This is a genomic window from Allobosea sp. MMO-172, from assembly GCF_037147855.1.
Lineage (GTDB): Bacteria > Pseudomonadota > Alphaproteobacteria > Rhizobiales > Beijerinckiaceae > Allobosea.
In genome coordinates this window covers 1-13,900 of sequence record NZ_JBBCUM010000009.1, presented here as the reverse complement: position 1 = coordinate 13,900, position 13,900 = coordinate 1, and the positions used below count along the sequence as shown (strand labels likewise).

The following is a 13,900-nucleotide window of genomic DNA, read 5'->3' as shown; positions in this document are numbered from 1 at the left end:
ACTCTCCCGTTGGACCCCGTTATCCGGCTGATGCCGGCAGATATTCCTGGTCCCGCCGCCGGCGGCATTTTCGCCACTCGGTTGATCCCGCTTTCGCGCGGCGTCCCCATATCCTTGCGTCGATTGCCAGAGCGACTCATGAGCGTCAAGCAACCGCCATACGCATGAGCCGCCCCTTGTTCCCTGCATACATCACATGCGAGTTTGTGGGGAGTGGTCAAGCCTGACCATGATTTTCCCTATTTCTGGCCGTGCCGTTCCATGAAAAAGCTGACTTCGCCTGAATTTGCGCGCCTCGGCGAGCGCACGCGCCTGGCACTCGCCGGCCGCGACCCGACCGACAGCTACGGCTTTGTCAATCCGCCTATCGTACGAGGCTCGACGGTCGTCTATCCGAACACCGAGGACTTCCTGGTCCGCAAGGCGCGCTACACCTACGGCACGGATGGCAACCCGACGATCGACGCCCTGATTGCCGCCTGCAACACGATCGAGGGCGGCGCCGGCGTGGTCGTGACGCCGTCGGGGCTGATGGCCTGCACGCTCGCCTTCCTGACCCTGCTGTCCTCCGGCGATCACGTTCTGGTGACGGACAGCGTCTACCGGCCGACGCGGATCTTCTGCGACACCTTCCTGAAGCGGATGGGCGTCGAGGTGACCTATTACGATCCGCTCATCGGCGCCGACATCGCCAAGCAGTTCAAGCCGAACACCAGGGCCGTCTGGACCGAGGCGCCGGGCTCGCAGACCTTCGAGATGCAGGACATCCCGGCGATCGTCGCCGCCGCCCGCGAGCGCGACATTTTCGTTGCGATGGACAATACCTGGGCGACGCCGATGTTCTTCGACGCCCATGGCTTCGGCGTCGATCTCTCCGTGCAGGCCGGCACCAAGTATTACGCCGCCCATTCGGACGTGCTGATCGGCACCGTCTCGGCCCGCACGCCGGAACTCTACAAGAAGCTGCGCGCGGCCTGGGGCCAGCTCGGCCTCATCGTCGCCCCGGAAGACGCGTTCCTGACGCTACGCGGCATGCGCACGATGGCGATCCGCCTGAAGGAGCAGATGCCGGCCGGCCTCGCCATGGCCGAATGGCTGCAGGGGCGCTCCGAGGTTGCGCGCGTCCTGCACCCCGCCTTGCCGGGCGCGCCGGGGCACGAGATCTGGAAGCGCGACTTCACCGGCGCCTCCTCGCTCTTCACCTTCGAACTGAAGCCGGTCTCGATGAAGGCCGTCGGCGCGATGCTGGACGGGCTCGCGCTGTTCGGCATCGGCGCCTCGTGGGGCGGCTATGAGAGCCTGGTCCTGCCCTTCGACTGCAAGGACTACCGCACGGCGACGAAGCCGGACTTCAAGGGGCCGACGATCCGCATCCATATCGGCCTCGAGGACCTCGAGGACCTCAAGGCCGATCTCGACGCCGGCTTCGCTCGCCTGCGCGCGGTGGGGTGAGCCAGCACGCGCTTTGTCCTTCCGGGGCTTCGCGGAGCGAAGAACCCGGAACCCACGACCGGGCGAGCCGCTCGCAACCGAACACTCCGCGTCTCACCCCGTCGTGGGTTCCGGGTTCGCGCCTGCGGCGCGCCCCGGAATGACAAGGGTTGGGTGATCGAATGTTGACAGACCTCAGAGCTTGCCGATCTCGAAATCGCGGCCGAGCAGCTTCGCGAGCTGCTTGAGCCGCCCTTCGACGCGCTCGCTCGCCAGCGCCGCGAGGTCGTCGGGGAAGCGCAGAAGCAGGCGGTTGTCGACGCAGGAAGCCGGAATGCGCGGCAGAATGCCGGACATGCCGGCCGAGAGCAGATAGGCGACGCGGAAGATCGCCGCGATCAGCATGGCCCGCGCCAGCACCATAGGCGAGAGCAGGGTCTTGAGCCCGGCCGCGGCCGGCGAACTCGCCTTCATCCCGGCATAGCGATGGAAGATCGTCAGCGCCAGGAAGGCCCGGCCGACATGGTCGATGCCGGTGAAATAGGCATGGGCGATGACGTTCATGCTCTGCTCGCCGCGATAGTCGGGATGGGCGCGCCAGCCGATATCGGAAAGCAGGCAGACCGTCTCGATCATCCGGCCCGAGGGCTCGTCCTGCGGCAGGCCGGCCGTTTCCAGAATGCCGCGGGTCCAGTTGATCAGCTCGGCCGCATGGCGCGGGTCGCGGGCACGCAGCAGGTTGTAGTCGCGCGCGGCCTGCATCAGCGGGTCGGCGCTCTGCTCCTCCGGCGAAAGCTGCTCGTGCAGCAGGCCCTCGCGCACGCCCTGTGCCGAGATGATGATCTCGCGCGGCCGGCCGCGCTTGATCAGCTCGTCGAGCACCAGCGCGCCATAGGCCAGGAGCGGACGGCGGGCCGAGGATACGGAATCGATCGCGTCGAGCACCGAGACGTCGGCCCGCTCGACCAGCTTGACGAAATCGGCCACGTCGCGCGTCGGCACGGAATAGCCGTGCATCACGTTCAGCGGATAGGCCGCGCGGTGCTGATGGAGTGTGGCCAACGCGCGCCAGGTGCCGCCGACGGCGTAGAAGTCGCGGCCCTTCATCGCTGCGAGCTGCGGCAGCTTGTCGAGCTCGTCCTTGACGATCTTCTCGGCCGCCTTGAGCGAGCCCTTCGAGCGATCGAGCAGGGCGAGACCACCGAGCGGGACGCTGGCGCCCTGCCCCACCGCGCCGTCCTTGACGGAGATCAGCTCCAGGCTGCCGCCGCCGAGGTCGCCGACCACGCCATCGGGATTATCGAAGCCCGAGATCACGCCGAGGCCGGAAAGCACCGCCTCGCGCCCGCCCGAGATCAATTCGATCGGCTGGCCGATCGCTTCCTCTGCGCGGGCGATGAACTCAGGGCCATTGCTCGCATAGCGCGCCGCGGCGGTGGCGATGACGCGGATCTCGCCGACATGCATCGCTTCGCAAAGGATGCGGAAGCGCACCAGCGCGTTGATCGCCTTGGCGATGGCATCGTCGGCGAGCCGGCCGGTCGAGGCGACCTGCCGGCCGAGCCCCGCCATCTCCTTCTCGTTGAAGACCTGCGAGGGCGCACGCGCCAGCATCTCGTAGACGACGAGACGGACCGAGTTCGAGCCGATATCGACGATGGCGATGGTGTGGGACAGCGCGAGCCGCCCCGGCGCATGCCGGAGCTCAGGCCTTACGTCCCCCTCGGCGCGAGAGGGAGCGGGGACTTGAATTGGAGAGCGATTTTCCACGTCCGGACAGACTCGGGTTCGTCATGAAGTACTTATGCGCGTTGAACGGCTCTTCGTTCGGCGCGGGGACAATGCGGCGCGAACCGCCATCGGGCAATATCGTCCAGCTCTGCTCGTTGTCGAGCAGGTTGGCCAGCATGATCTGGTCCAGCAACTGCTGATGCACAGTCGGGTTCAGGATCGGGGTCAGCGCCTCGACGCGGCGATCGAGATTGCGCGGCATCAGATCGGCCGAGGAAATGTAGATCTTGGCCTTGGGCGACGGCATGCCATGGCCGGCGCCGAAGGCGTAGATACGGGTGTGCTCCAGGAAGCGGCCGATGATCGACTTGACCCGGATGTTCTCGGAGAGGCCGGGCACGCCGGGCCTGAGGCAGCAGATGCCGCGCACGACGAAATCGATCTCGACGCCGGCCTGGCTGGCGTCATAGAGCGCGTCGATGATCTCGGGGTCGACCAGCGAGTTGCACTTGCCCCAGATCGCGCCCTTGCGGCCGGCCTTCACATGGGCGACCTCCTCGGCGATGTCGTCGAGCAGGCGCTGCTTCAGGCTGGTCGGCGAGACCGCCATGCGCTCCAGCCCGGCGGGCTCGGCGTAGCCGGTGATGAAATTGAAGACGCGGGCGACATCCTGCGACAGCACGGGATCGGCGGTGAAGAAGGAGACGTCGGTATAGATGCGTGCCGTGATCGGGTGGTAGTTGCCGGTCGCGATATGGCAGTAGCTGACGAGCTGGCCGGCCTCGCGGCGCACGACGAGTGACAGCTTGGCGTGGGTCTTGAGTTCGATGAAGCCGTAGACGACCTGTACGCCAGCGCGCTCCATCTCCTTGGCCCAGCGGATATTCGCCTCTTCGTCGAAGCGGGCCTTGAGCTCGACCAGCGCGGTGACCGACTTGCCGGCCTCGGCCGCTTCGGTCAGAGCCTTGACGATCGGGGAGTTGGCCGAGGTGCGGTAGAGCGTCTGCTTGATCGCGACGACATTGGGGTCGCGCGCCGCCTGCTGCAGGAACTGCACGACGACGTCGAAGCTCTCATAGGGGTGGTGGACGAGCAGGTCCTTCTGGCGGATCGCGGCGAAGCAGTCGCCGCCATGCTCGCGGATGCGCTCCGGGAAGCGGGCGTTGTAGGGTTTGAACTTCAGGTCCGGCCGATCGACGCCGACGAGCTGCGAAAGCTCGTTCAGGCCGATCATGCCGTTGACCTCCACGACCTCGTCGCTGTCGACCTTGAGCTCGCGCACGATCATCCGACGCAGGTGGTCGGGCATGCCGGTCGAGAGTTCGAGCCGGATGACGACGCCGAGGCGGCGCTGCTTCAGCATGGTCTCGAAGACGCGGACGAGGTCCTCCGCCTCCTCCTCGATGTCGAGATCGGAGTCGCGGATGATGCGGAAGGAGCCGGCGCCCTTCACCTCGTAACCCGGGAAGAGCTTGCTGATGAACAGCGAGACCGCGTCGTCGAGCGCGATGAAGCGATGCAAGCCCTCGCGCGCCAGATCGGGCAATTCGATGAAGCGGTCGATCTTGGTGGGGACGCGGATCAGCGCGTCGAGCTGGCGGCCGTCATGCTTGCGCTCCAGCGCCAGGGCGATGGTGAAGCCGAGATTGGGGATGAAGGGGAACGGATGCGCCGGGTCGATCGCCAGCGGCGTCAGCACCGGGAAGATGTAGTTGAGGAAGTAATCCTCCAGCCAGATCCGGTCCTGCGGGCCGATATCGGCCGGCTGCAGCAGGTGGATGCGGTTCTCGTGCAGATCGTGGCGCAGCTCCGCCCAGCGTGCTTGCTGATCGGCGGTCAGGGCCGCGACCGCCTCGCCGATGGCGACGAGCTGGCCGGCCGGCGTCAGCCCATCCTGGCTGCGCGTGACGACGCCGGCCTTGAGCTGCTCGCGCAGGCCGGAGACGCGGACCATGAAGAATTCGTCGAGGTTGTTGGCGGAGATCGAGAGGAAGCGCAGCTGCTCCAGCAGCGGGTGGCTGCGATTCGAGGCCTCCTCCATGACGCGGCGGTTGAACTGGAGCCAGGACAGCTCGCGGTTCATGAAGCGCTCCGGCTGATGGCGCAGAGGCGCCGCGTCAGCCTCGCTGGAAAGCTTCTCCGGCTCGTCGATCACGGTGTCGAGGGTCATGCGCTTCACTCGCGTCCTGGTCGTCTTTCCGCTCATGCTGCCGTTGAAGCCATTCTAGTGCGACGGTTCGATGACAAGCGACATGATTCAGCCTGCGCCATGGCGATCACGCATCTGCGGCGCGGACATAGACGAAGGCCTCGTTGCCCGATTTCAGCCTGACCGCGATGCGCCTGTAATCCGAAACCTCGTAGGAATCGGCAGCGGCCAGCTCCGCCGCGGTGATGCGGAAGACCGTGCCATCGACCTCGTCCGCCGGGTTGCCGGTGCGGGCGACGATCGGATGATGCGTCTCGCCGCTCGTCGCGACCACGTCGGGGTCGGTGATCGCGATCATGCTGCGGGCAAATCCGACCAGCGCATCTTCCCGGCCTTCGAGCTCGCGCCCGAACGTGGCGAGCTGGACGTTCTTCTGGCGCAGCGTGCCATAGGAGAACAGCCAGATATCCGCAGCGTCTTCGCTCATTCCGCCCTGCCCTTCCGTCATGGTCAGACGCCGGTCAACCCGGCTCCTCCGGAAACAGTTCCGCCAGCGCCTCCTGCACCAGCGGCCGCGTCACGCGCCGGCCACGTTCGAGCGCGAGCCGGTCGAGCCGGTCGACCACCTGCCGCGCAGCGGCGAAGGAGCGCTCCATCCGCATGGCGAGAGCGTCGATCACGGCGATGTCGACCACGAGCTGGCGGTCGATGAAGAGCTTGACCAGCAGCGCCCGCAGCAGCCCGTCATCCGGCGGCTCGATCGTCGCGGCCGGAGCGAGCCGGAGCCGTGAGAGCAGATCCGGCACGCTCAGGCCCCAGAGATCGGGCGCGCTTCGCGCCGTCAGCAGCAGGAAGCCGCCGCGCGCCTTCATCGCGTTCATCAGGTGAAAGAGCGCGCGCTCGTCGAGGGTGCCCGCATCGCAATCCTCGACCACCAATGCGCCGCCGGAGACCAGATGCGGCACCTGCGCTTCGCTCAGCTCGCTCGCGGGAATCGTCCAGGCATGGGCGGCCCGCGCCCAGATCGCGGCGAGATGGGTCTTGCCGGCGCCTTCCGGGCCGGTCAGGCGCAACCAGGCCTCGGGCCAGGCCGGCCAGCGCTCGATCAGGCCATAGGCCGCCTCGTTGGAGGCGCCGACCAGGAAATCCTCGACGCCATGGCGGCTGTCGACCGGCAGGTCGAAGGCGAGCTGGCGCGGACGCGGGGGAACTTCAGACATCACGGGCTCAGGCGTCGGTGCCGATGCGCGCCTTCGCCGCCGCAGCACGGGTGGCGTCGCCACCGTGGTAGAGGTTGCTGGCGAGATATTGCCGCAGCGCGAAGCGGCAGAGCACGCCGATGACGGCAGCGAGCGGCACCGCCAGCAGCAGGCCGACGAAGCCGAACAGCGAGCCGAAGGCGAGCAGCGCGAACATCAGCCAGACCGGATGCACGCCGATGGAATCGCCGACGAATTTGGGCTGGAAGATGTTCCCCTCCAGGAACTGCCCGGCGAAGAAGACGCCGAGCGTCGCCAGCGGCCAGGTCCAGTCCGGCCAGAACTGTACCGTCGCGACGCCGACCGAGAGCACGAGCCCGGTCAGCGAGCCGACATAGGGGATGAAGGAGAGGAAGCCCGAGATGATGCCGATCAGCGCGCCGAAATTGACGCCGATGACGCTGAGACCGATGGCGTAGAAGCCGCCGAGCAGCACGCAGACCAGCGCCTGTCCGCGCAGGAAGCCGGCGATCGCCATGTCCATCTCGTGCAGCAGGCAGCGAATGGTGTCGCGATGATCGAGCGGCAGCCAGCTATCGACGGTCGCGACCATGCGATCCCAGTCGACCAGCAGATAGAAGGCGATGACCGGCGTCAGCACCAGCAGCGAGAACACGCCGACGATGGCGGTACCGCCGCTCCAGAGCGATTGCAGCAGGCCGCCGACCCATTTCATGCCGTCGCCGACCAGATTGCCGAGCGAGCTCTGCGCGTCCTTGGTGAGTTCGGTGGCGCCGAAGCGCTCGAGCCAGGGCGTGCCCTTCTCCAGCACCAGCGCCTGAAGCTTGGCGGCATCGCCCGGCAGGCGGGCGACAAGGCCGGCAAGCTGCTGGCCGAGCAGCGGCGCCAGCAGCACCAGCGCCAGCACGAAGATGAGCAGGAAGACGACGAGAATGACGATCGTCGCCACCATCCGGCTCATGCCCATCCGCTCCAGCCTGTCGGCGAGCGGATCGAGCAGATAGGCGAGCGCCAGCGCCGCGATGAAGGGCAGCAGCACGTCGCGCAGCACCACCAGAAACAGGACGAAGACGAGAAGGGAGCCGACCCAGAAGCCGATCTGGCGTTGCAACGTCATCGATCAGCCTCTCTTGCGTCTTACTGCCGGCAGGACCTGTGAAATGTGCATCGGGACCTGCGGTTCCAAGCCGCCATGCGGACAAAGCCCCGTCAACCCGCCATATGGCGCAGCCAGAAGGCGAGATAGGCCGTCATCGAGGCGACCGTCAACAGAGCGACGAGGAGTTCACAGGCCAGCGCGAACGAGCCGAGCTCGATGCCGAAGGCGCGTGAGCCCAGCGCAAGCGCGGCGAAGCCGATCTGGGCGGCGGTATTCAGCTTGCTGACGACGATGGGCGCGATCGTCAGCGGCTTATCGAGCAGCCAGGACAGGATCACCGCCGCCACGATCATGAGATCGCGCGCGACGACGAGCACGACGAGCCAGACCGGGATCGCGCCGACCACGGCAAGCGTGATGTAGATCGAAACGATCAGCGCCTTGTCGGCGACGGGATCGAGCCATGCTCCCAGCTCGCTCGCCATGCCGCAGCGCTTGGCGAGGAAGCCGTCGACCGCGTCCGAGATGCCGGCCACCACGAAGAGGATGAAGGCCGCATCCCAGTTCGCGTTGATGATCATGACGATGACCAGCGGCACTAGGAACAGGCGGCCGATGGTGATCAGGTTGGGGATCGTCATGGCGGGTAGCCTTGCACGTCGCGGATCGGCTTGCCGGCAGCTATGCCACCTTCAATGCGCGCAGGGCAGCCTCGGGCTCCTTCGCCACGATCGTCAGCAGCGCCCGCGCCGCCGGATCGGGGAGCGTTCGCCCCTGCTCCCAATTGCGCAGCGTCGGCAAGGGGATATGAAGCGCGGCCGCAAACTGCTCCTGCGTCATCCCGAGTTGCTTGCGCACGACCTGAACCGGCAAAACCGGCGCATAGCCAGCAGATTCATCATCCGGCCGCTGACCGTCCTCTTCCGCGTGCAGCAGAATCTCGTTCTCGGCGGTCGCAGCCATTCGGGCGCGGTCGATCACAGGCCGGGCAGCCTTGATATCCGCTAGCGACTTGCGAATGCTTGCCATAGGGCACGCTCCTTCCGATTGGCGAGACGGGCCGAGATGATCCGGCGGACCGGCGGCCGATCCGTGTAGACCACCACCAGAACAAAACCCTCAGCCTCGCCGATAGCCTGAATGCGGCGCTCTCCGTAATCCGTGCGGAGATCCGGAGCCTCCAGCGTCGGGCCTTCGAAAATAAGCGCGGCAAAATCGAAGCCGAAGCCGCGCCCGGCATAGTTGGCCTTGGATTTCGCGTCGTCCCACTCGAATTCCATCGATGGCAGACTACGCTTCAAGCGCAGTCTGGTCAATGAAGCACGACCGCGTTCGACGCGGGCCGCCATCGGCTTCCGTGGCCATGCGACCAAATACCTTGCAAAACCAGCCAAACGCCTTGCCAGCGCGGGCGTGCTTGCCTATCGCTCGCGCGAGCAGAAGGAAGGCGAAACGCAATGAGCAAGCCCGGCGCAAACGGACTGACCTATGCGCAGGCAGGTGTCGATATCGACGCCGGCAATGCCATGGTCGACGAGATCAAGCCGCTGGTCCGCGCGACGCGCCGGCCGGGCGCGGACGCCGAGATCGGCGGCTTCGGCGGGCTGTTCGACCTCAAGGCCGCCGGCTTCAGCGACCCGATCCTGGTCGCGGCCAATGACGGCGTCGGCACCAAGGTGAAGATCGCGATCGAAAGCGGGCTGCATTCGACGATCGGCATCGACCTCGTCGCGATGTGCGTCAACGACCTGATCGTGCAGGGCGCCGAGCCCCTGCTCTTCCTCGACTATTATGCCACCGGCAAGCTCGACCCGAAGGTCGGCGTCGAAATCGTGCGCGGCATCGCCGATGGCTGCCGCCAGGCCGGCTGCGCCCTGATCGGCGGCGAGACCGCCGAGATGCCCGGCATGTACGCCGAGAAGGATTACGACCTCGCCGGCTTCGCCGTCGGCGCCGCCGAGCGCGGCACGCTGCTGCCGCGCGAGGACCTGAAGCCCGGCGACGTGGTCTTCGGCCTGCCCTCCTCCGGCGTGCATTCGAACGGCTACTCGCTGGTGCGCCGCATCGTCGAGGTCAGCGGCCTCGGCTGGGATGCGCCCGCTCCCTTCGCTCCGGGCAAGAGCCTCGCCGAAGCGCTGCTGGAGCCGACCCGCATCTATGTGAAGCCGCTCCTCCAGGCGCTGAAGGCGACCGACGGCATCAAGGCGCTGGCGCATATCACCGGCGGCGGCTTCCCCGACAATATCCCGCGCGTGCTGCCCGAGGGACTCGGCGTCGCACTCGATCTCCCCGCCATCCCGGTTCCGGCCGTGTTCGGCTGGCTCGCCAAGGTCGGCGGCGTGGCCGAGCGCGAAATGCTGCGCACCTTCAACTGCGGCATCGGCATGATCGTCGCGGCCGAGGCCAGCAAGGCGGATGAGGTTCTCGCCGCTCTGAAGGCCGCAGGCGAGGCGCCGGTGAAGCTCGGCGAGATCGTGCCGGTTGCCGGCGGCGAGGAGCAGGTCAGCTATCGCGGCAAGCTCTCGCTGTGAGCGCCGCCCTTCCCCGCAAGCGCGTCGGGGTGCTGATCTCCGGGCGCGGCTCCAACATGGTTTCGCTGGCGGAAGCGGCGCAGGCGCCGGGCTATCCGGCCGAGATCGCGCTCGTCATCTCGAATATTCCCGATGTCGCCGGGCTCGACCGGGCACGCGGCTTCGGCATCGCCACGGCAACGGTCGATCACCGCCCCTTCGGCAAGGACCGCGAAGCCTTCGAGCGCGCGGTCGATGACGTGCTGCGGGTCAACCAGATCGACCTGCTCGTACTGGCCGGTTTCATGCGCATCCTGACGCCCTGGTTCGTGGCGCGCTGGGAAGGGCGGATGATCAATATCCACCCCTCGCTGCTGCCCTTGTTCAAGGGCACGCATACGCACCGCCAGGCGCTGGAAGCTGGCGCCACCGAACATGGCTGCTCGGTGCATTTCGTCGTGCCGGAGCTCGATGCCGGGCCGGTGATCCTGCAGGCGAAAGTGCCGGTTCTGCCCAGCGACGACGAGGAGACGCTGGCGAAGCGCGTTCTCGTCGAGGAGCACAAGCTCTATCCGGCGGCACTGGCTGAGGTCGCCTCCGGCCGCGCGAAGCTGGAAGGCAGCGCGGTCATCCGCGGCTAAAAACCTTCAGGCCGCGACGCTGCCCTCGGCGCTTGCCGGCATTCCGCCACCCTCGCGCTTGCAGCGCTCCCATTCCTCCTTCGCGCGCTCCTCTTCCTTCTGCCAGCGGCGGAAGAGGTCGGCGCGGCGAGCGGGATAGCGCTCCTCCAGCGCGACGAGGCCGGTGATGCGGTCGGTGCGGAAATGGCGGAAGGCCTGCCGCAGCTCGCACCAGGCGATGACGATGCGCACGCGCTCGTAGAAGGTCATGCCGATCGGCCAGATCATGCGCTGCGTCGCATGGCCGCTCTCGTCGCTGTACTGGATCGAGAGCTTGCGGCCGTTGCGGATGGCGGCGCGCACGGCCCCGACATCGACCTGATCGGCCGGCACGTCGCCGGGATGGGAGGCCGCGAACAGGGCCCCATCGAGCAGGATCGGCCGCAGATGCGGCGGCAGCACCGCCGCGACCTTGCTGACCACATCCTCGGCAGCGCGCGCCAGCACTGGGTCGGCCCGCTCGCTCAGCCAGCGCATGCCGACCAGCACGGCCTCGATCTCGTCGGGCGAGAGCATCAGCGGCGGCAGGTCGAAGCCCGCATCGAGCACATAGCCGATGCCGGCCTCGCCACGGACCGGCACGCCTTGGCGGACCAGCGCACCGATGTCGCGATAGACCGTGCGCACGGAGACATCGAGCTCGGAGGCCAGCGTCTCGGCAGTCACGGGGCGCCTGCGGCGACGCAGGCTCTGAATCATGTCGAGCAATCGTTCAGCGCGCTGCACGGCGGCGTCTCCCCACTCGTCTCCCGGCCCAACAGCCATGCCGTTCGATCGCGGGATCGAACGGATCACGATGTGGACCTGCGGCAGAATGGCTCAGCCGCGCTGACAGCTTCTGTCAGCAGTCTGTCAGGATGAGGGCACACCGCCAAGGGGTCAAACCATGGCGAACATCCTCAACATCACCTACCGCAAGGTCGGGGGCCTCCGGTTCCTCAAGGTGGGCCGCCTCACGGTCTCCTTCTCGGTCACCAAGCGCCTCACGACCATCTACACGGCCAAGCCTGTGGTGGAACGCAAGGGCGAGCAGTTCGCGGCCATCGTGAAGCTCTACAAGAGCGGCCGGCTGGTCAAGCAGGTTGCCGGACCCGAGCTGTTCGCCCTGCCGGGTGACGCGATGGCCCATGCCGTGGCGGGTATCGCTGCGGTCGGCCTCAAGGCGGCGAGGTGAGCGCTATGGCAGCCCATGTTGGACCGTGGCGCTACGAGGCAGCCACCAAAACAATCCGCTCAGTTCCCGAGAACTATTGGCTCGCATCCATGAATAGCTGGGATGGAGCAGTGGACCATGAGGCAAACGCCCTCGTGATGGCAGCAAGCGCGGAGCTTTTGGCCGTTTGCAAGCGGCTCCTCGCGGAGGTGCCGATGGGCGCTGGCCATATTAGGCAGCTCTCCGCAGCCATCTCCAAGGCGGAGGGCTGATCCATGGCCACCGCCCAGCACTACATCATCTGCATCCGCAAGGACGGGTCCTCGTGGCTCTTGAGCCTTGAGCCCAAGACCCGCGTTGAGGCCGACCGCTCCGTCTCGTGGCAGTGCCAAGGCGGCGCCAAGCGGGAGGAGTTCTGCATCACCACGTGGGACCGCGAAACGCTCCGCTTCGTCGCACCGGGCAAAAGCTTCCAGCCCGACGAGGGGCCTTACACCGAAGCCGCGTGGCGGGACTTTCATGGGGGTCTGGCACGATGACCCCGCTCTTCCTCGCCCATTACGCCGTCACCTGGGGCCGCCTCTGGCTCGCCATGGGGAGCATGCCGCGATGACGCAGGACACCGAGTTCACGCCCGTGATGTTCCGCGCGACCATCACCAAGGGGGACCGCGAGGTAACCGCCGTGTTCCCTCTCGAAGATGGCGACGGGACGCGCAACCCAGGCTCCTACGCCCACGTGGGCCAGCACGGCGAATGCTCTTGGGGCTGGGTCCTGTCCTGCACCCGACCAGCCAAGCCGGAAGAATACGCGGACCTAAAGCGGGAGCTTGAAGCCGAACCCTATGGCTACCGCCTCAAGGTCATCAAGCGTCGGCCTCGGCGCTGACGGCTCCTGACTCAATCGGACAACGGATAGGATTATCTGCCTATCCATAGGAATGGGAAGCCGCGTGCCGGCCGACCACCAAGAGACCCCAGCGCAGGAATGGGCCTCAGGGACGGCAACCCAGCCCAGCGCCAATGGAGGAGGCTGTCATGTGATCGAACCCCGCTTGGATGAGAGACCTTAGCGCCCCGCGACTTTAGCGGCGGCGAAGGGAGGGGCCGCTGGTCAAGCCGTCCCGATGGCTCCTCCCGCCTCCCGCCAGATGTCCCGCCTCATGCGCCCTCACCGGACGCATCAGCCGAAACACCTAGGGGAACCACCATGAGTGAAACCATCATCGTTCAGACGCCAACGGGCTGCCGCATAACGCTCTCGGCCCACGCCGTGAAGAACGGCCACCCGATGCCGCAATGGCGTCCGCGCAACGATCAATAAGGGTCTACCTGGACCCGGCCACGGGGAAGCAATGGTTCCTGCCCGAGCAGGCCAATCCCCGGCGGTGGCGAGGGCCTTACGAGAGCTTTGGGAAGCTCACGGAGGCAGCCCTCAAAGAAGTAGAGCCGCCGTATCTCAACAGGCTCGTGACCACCCGGAAGGTTTAGCTCTTAACCAAGCGCTAAGCTCAACCTAGACGAGAGGATCGTGAGATGGTTCAAATTGTTCCCAAGGCTACGGTCAGCGAAAAGCTTGATCTTCAAGCGCTGCCCGTTGGGGAGGCTTGTGAACATCTTGCGTTGATGCGCGATGCGCTGATCCGCGACGCAGCAAAGCTGTGGTCGGCGGCGCGAACACTCTCGGTCAATACCACAATCGCAGAACGGGCGGGCCTCCGGCAACGCTCGAAGGTAGCGATGCGGCATGCAGCCGCCCTTGAGTTGGGTCTTCAAGCCCTTCTCGGCCAACCCGGCAATGGTGCCGGTGAGGCAACCTGTGTTTCGGCGTGCAAGTTTGACCCCTTGAGGCGGGGGATCGGCGTCCAACTTTGACCCCCTTGAGCCGGTTTCGGTGAGACTGTCCGTTCTGGTTTCAGACGGGCGGG

Annotated in this window: 16 protein-coding genes; 7 read left to right on the top strand and 9 right to left on the bottom strand. The window is 66.4% G+C overall.

From position 1 onward, the window contains the following. The first annotated feature begins 261 nt into the window (after window positions 1-261). Complete coding sequence (metC, locus tag WFK61_RS14645; protein ID WP_336812817.1) at window positions 262-1,452, top strand: cystathionine beta-lyase; 1,191 nt, start codon at window positions 262-264, stop codon at window positions 1,450-1,452. A 174-nt stretch (window positions 1,453-1,626) separates the two neighbouring features. Here metC and ppx read toward each other — a convergent pair whose 3' ends face one another. The 8 genes from ppx to WFK61_RS14605 form a co-directional block, all read right to left on the bottom strand. After that, window positions 1,627-3,201, bottom strand: coding sequence for an exopolyphosphatase (ppx, locus tag WFK61_RS14640; RefSeq protein ID WP_336812815.1), 1,575 nt, complete (start codon window positions 3,199-3,201; stop codon window positions 1,627-1,629). After that, a complete protein-coding gene (locus WFK61_RS14635; RefSeq protein WP_336812814.1) occupies window positions 3,137-5,332 on the bottom strand; it encodes an RNA degradosome polyphosphate kinase in 2,196 nt (731 codons plus the stop codon). The genes ppx and WFK61_RS14635 overlap by 65 nt, the downstream gene beginning before the upstream one ends. 106 nt (window positions 5,333-5,438) lie before the next feature. Next, complete coding sequence (locus WFK61_RS14630) at window positions 5,439-5,798, bottom strand: gamma-glutamylcyclotransferase family protein (RefSeq protein WP_336812812.1); 360 nt, start codon at window positions 5,796-5,798, stop codon at window positions 5,439-5,441. 34 nt (window positions 5,799-5,832) lie between these two features. Further along, window positions 5,833-6,531 (bottom strand): P-loop NTPase family protein, encoded by a 699-nt coding sequence (locus WFK61_RS14625; RefSeq protein ID WP_336812810.1) that lies wholly within the window; start codon window positions 6,529-6,531, stop codon window positions 5,833-5,835. A 7-nt stretch (window positions 6,532-6,538) separates the two neighbouring features. Continuing rightward, complete coding sequence (locus WFK61_RS14620) at window positions 6,539-7,648, bottom strand: AI-2E family transporter (protein WP_336812808.1); 1,110 nt, start codon at window positions 7,646-7,648, stop codon at window positions 6,539-6,541. 92 nt (window positions 7,649-7,740) lie between these two features. After that, window positions 7,741-8,271, bottom strand: coding sequence for a CDP-alcohol phosphatidyltransferase family protein (locus tag WFK61_RS14615; RefSeq protein ID WP_336812806.1), 531 nt, complete (start codon window positions 8,269-8,271; stop codon window positions 7,741-7,743). A gap of 40 nt (window positions 8,272-8,311) precedes the next feature. Beyond that, on the bottom strand, window positions 8,312-8,659 hold the full coding sequence (locus tag WFK61_RS14610; RefSeq protein WP_336812804.1) for a helix-turn-helix domain-containing protein: 348 nt from the start codon (window positions 8,657-8,659) through the stop codon (window positions 8,312-8,314). Continuing rightward, complete coding sequence (locus WFK61_RS14605; RefSeq protein WP_336812802.1) at window positions 8,635-8,979, bottom strand: BrnT family toxin; 345 nt, start codon at window positions 8,977-8,979, stop codon at window positions 8,635-8,637. Before WFK61_RS14605 ends, WFK61_RS14610 begins: the two co-directional genes overlap by 25 nt. Before the next feature lie 108 nt (window positions 8,980-9,087). Between WFK61_RS14605 and purM the strand changes: the two genes are divergently transcribed. Then, the gene (purM, locus tag WFK61_RS14600; RefSeq protein ID WP_336812800.1) at window positions 9,088-10,161 is read left to right on the top strand and encodes a phosphoribosylformylglycinamidine cyclo-ligase; all 1,074 of its coding nucleotides are present in this window, start codon (window positions 9,088-9,090) and stop codon (window positions 10,159-10,161) included. After that, the gene (gene purN / locus WFK61_RS14595) at window positions 10,158-10,781 is read left to right on the top strand and encodes a phosphoribosylglycinamide formyltransferase (protein ID WP_336812798.1); all 624 of its coding nucleotides are present in this window, start codon (window positions 10,158-10,160) and stop codon (window positions 10,779-10,781) included. Before purM ends, purN begins: the two co-directional genes overlap by 4 nt. Window positions 10,782-10,787: 6 nt before the next feature. Here the strand turns inward: purN and WFK61_RS14590 are convergent, their stop codons facing one another. Then, the gene (locus WFK61_RS14590; protein WP_336812796.1) at window positions 10,788-11,546 is read right to left on the bottom strand and encodes a helix-turn-helix transcriptional regulator; all 759 of its coding nucleotides are present in this window, start codon (window positions 11,544-11,546) and stop codon (window positions 10,788-10,790) included. Between the two features lie 160 nt (window positions 11,547-11,706). On the opposite strand from WFK61_RS14590, the gene WFK61_RS14585 reads away from it, so the two are divergent. The 4 genes from WFK61_RS14585 (at window position 11,707) to WFK61_RS14570 (ending at window position 13,847) form a co-directional block, all read left to right on the top strand. After that, complete coding sequence (locus WFK61_RS14585) at window positions 11,707-11,994, top strand: hypothetical protein (protein WP_336812795.1); 288 nt, start codon at window positions 11,707-11,709, stop codon at window positions 11,992-11,994. A 254-nt stretch (window positions 11,995-12,248) separates the two neighbouring features. Then, on the top strand, window positions 12,249-12,512 hold the full coding sequence (locus tag WFK61_RS14580) for a hypothetical protein (RefSeq protein ID WP_336812793.1): 264 nt from the start codon (window positions 12,249-12,251) through the stop codon (window positions 12,510-12,512). Window positions 12,513-12,582: 70 nt separating this feature from the next. Further along, window positions 12,583-12,861: a hypothetical protein gene (locus WFK61_RS14575; protein ID WP_336812791.1), complete on the top strand. Its 279-nt coding sequence runs from the start codon at window positions 12,583-12,585 to the stop codon at window positions 12,859-12,861. A 647-nt stretch (window positions 12,862-13,508) separates the two neighbouring features. Beyond that, complete coding sequence (locus tag WFK61_RS14570) at window positions 13,509-13,847, top strand: hypothetical protein (protein WP_336812789.1); 339 nt, start codon at window positions 13,509-13,511, stop codon at window positions 13,845-13,847. Window positions 13,848-13,900: the final 53 nt, after the last annotated feature.

Bases quoted from the DNA above. Each gene is read 5' to 3' on its own strand.
- WFK61_RS14635 (WP_336812814.1), bottom strand. From the start codon at position 5,332: ATGACCCTCGACACCGTGATCGACGAGCCGGAGAAGCTTTCCAGCGAG.
- WFK61_RS14620 (WP_336812808.1), bottom strand. From the start codon at position 7,648: ATGACGTTGCAACGCCAGATCGGCTTCTGGGTCGGCTCCCTTCTCGTC.
- WFK61_RS14575 (WP_336812791.1), top strand. From the start codon at position 12,583: ATGACGCAGGACACCGAGTTCACGCCCGTGATGTTCCGCGCGACCATC.
- WFK61_RS14615 (WP_336812806.1), bottom strand. From the start codon at position 8,271: ATGACGATCCCCAACCTGATCACCATCGGCCGCCTGTTCCTAGTGCCG.
- WFK61_RS14625 (WP_336812810.1), bottom strand. From the start codon at position 6,531: ATGTCTGAAGTTCCCCCGCGTCCGCGCCAGCTCGCCTTCGACCTGCCG.
- WFK61_RS14610 (WP_336812804.1), bottom strand. From the start codon at position 8,659: ATGGCAAGCATTCGCAAGTCGCTAGCGGATATCAAGGCTGCCCGGCCT.
- WFK61_RS14585 (WP_336812795.1), top strand. From the start codon at position 11,707: ATGGCGAACATCCTCAACATCACCTACCGCAAGGTCGGGGGCCTCCGG.
- WFK61_RS14605 (WP_336812802.1), bottom strand. From the start codon at position 8,979: ATGGCGGCCCGCGTCGAACGCGGTCGTGCTTCATTGACCAGACTGCGC.
- metC (WP_336812817.1), top strand. From the start codon at position 262: ATGAAAAAGCTGACTTCGCCTGAATTTGCGCGCCTCGGCGAGCGCACG.
- purM (WP_336812800.1), top strand. From the start codon at position 9,088: ATGAGCAAGCCCGGCGCAAACGGACTGACCTATGCGCAGGCAGGTGTC.
- WFK61_RS14570 (WP_336812789.1), top strand. From the start codon at position 13,509: ATGGTTCAAATTGTTCCCAAGGCTACGGTCAGCGAAAAGCTTGATCTT.
- WFK61_RS14580 (WP_336812793.1), top strand. From the start codon at position 12,249: ATGGCCACCGCCCAGCACTACATCATCTGCATCCGCAAGGACGGGTCC.
- WFK61_RS14630 (WP_336812812.1), bottom strand. From the start codon at position 5,798: ATGAGCGAAGACGCTGCGGATATCTGGCTGTTCTCCTATGGCACGCTG.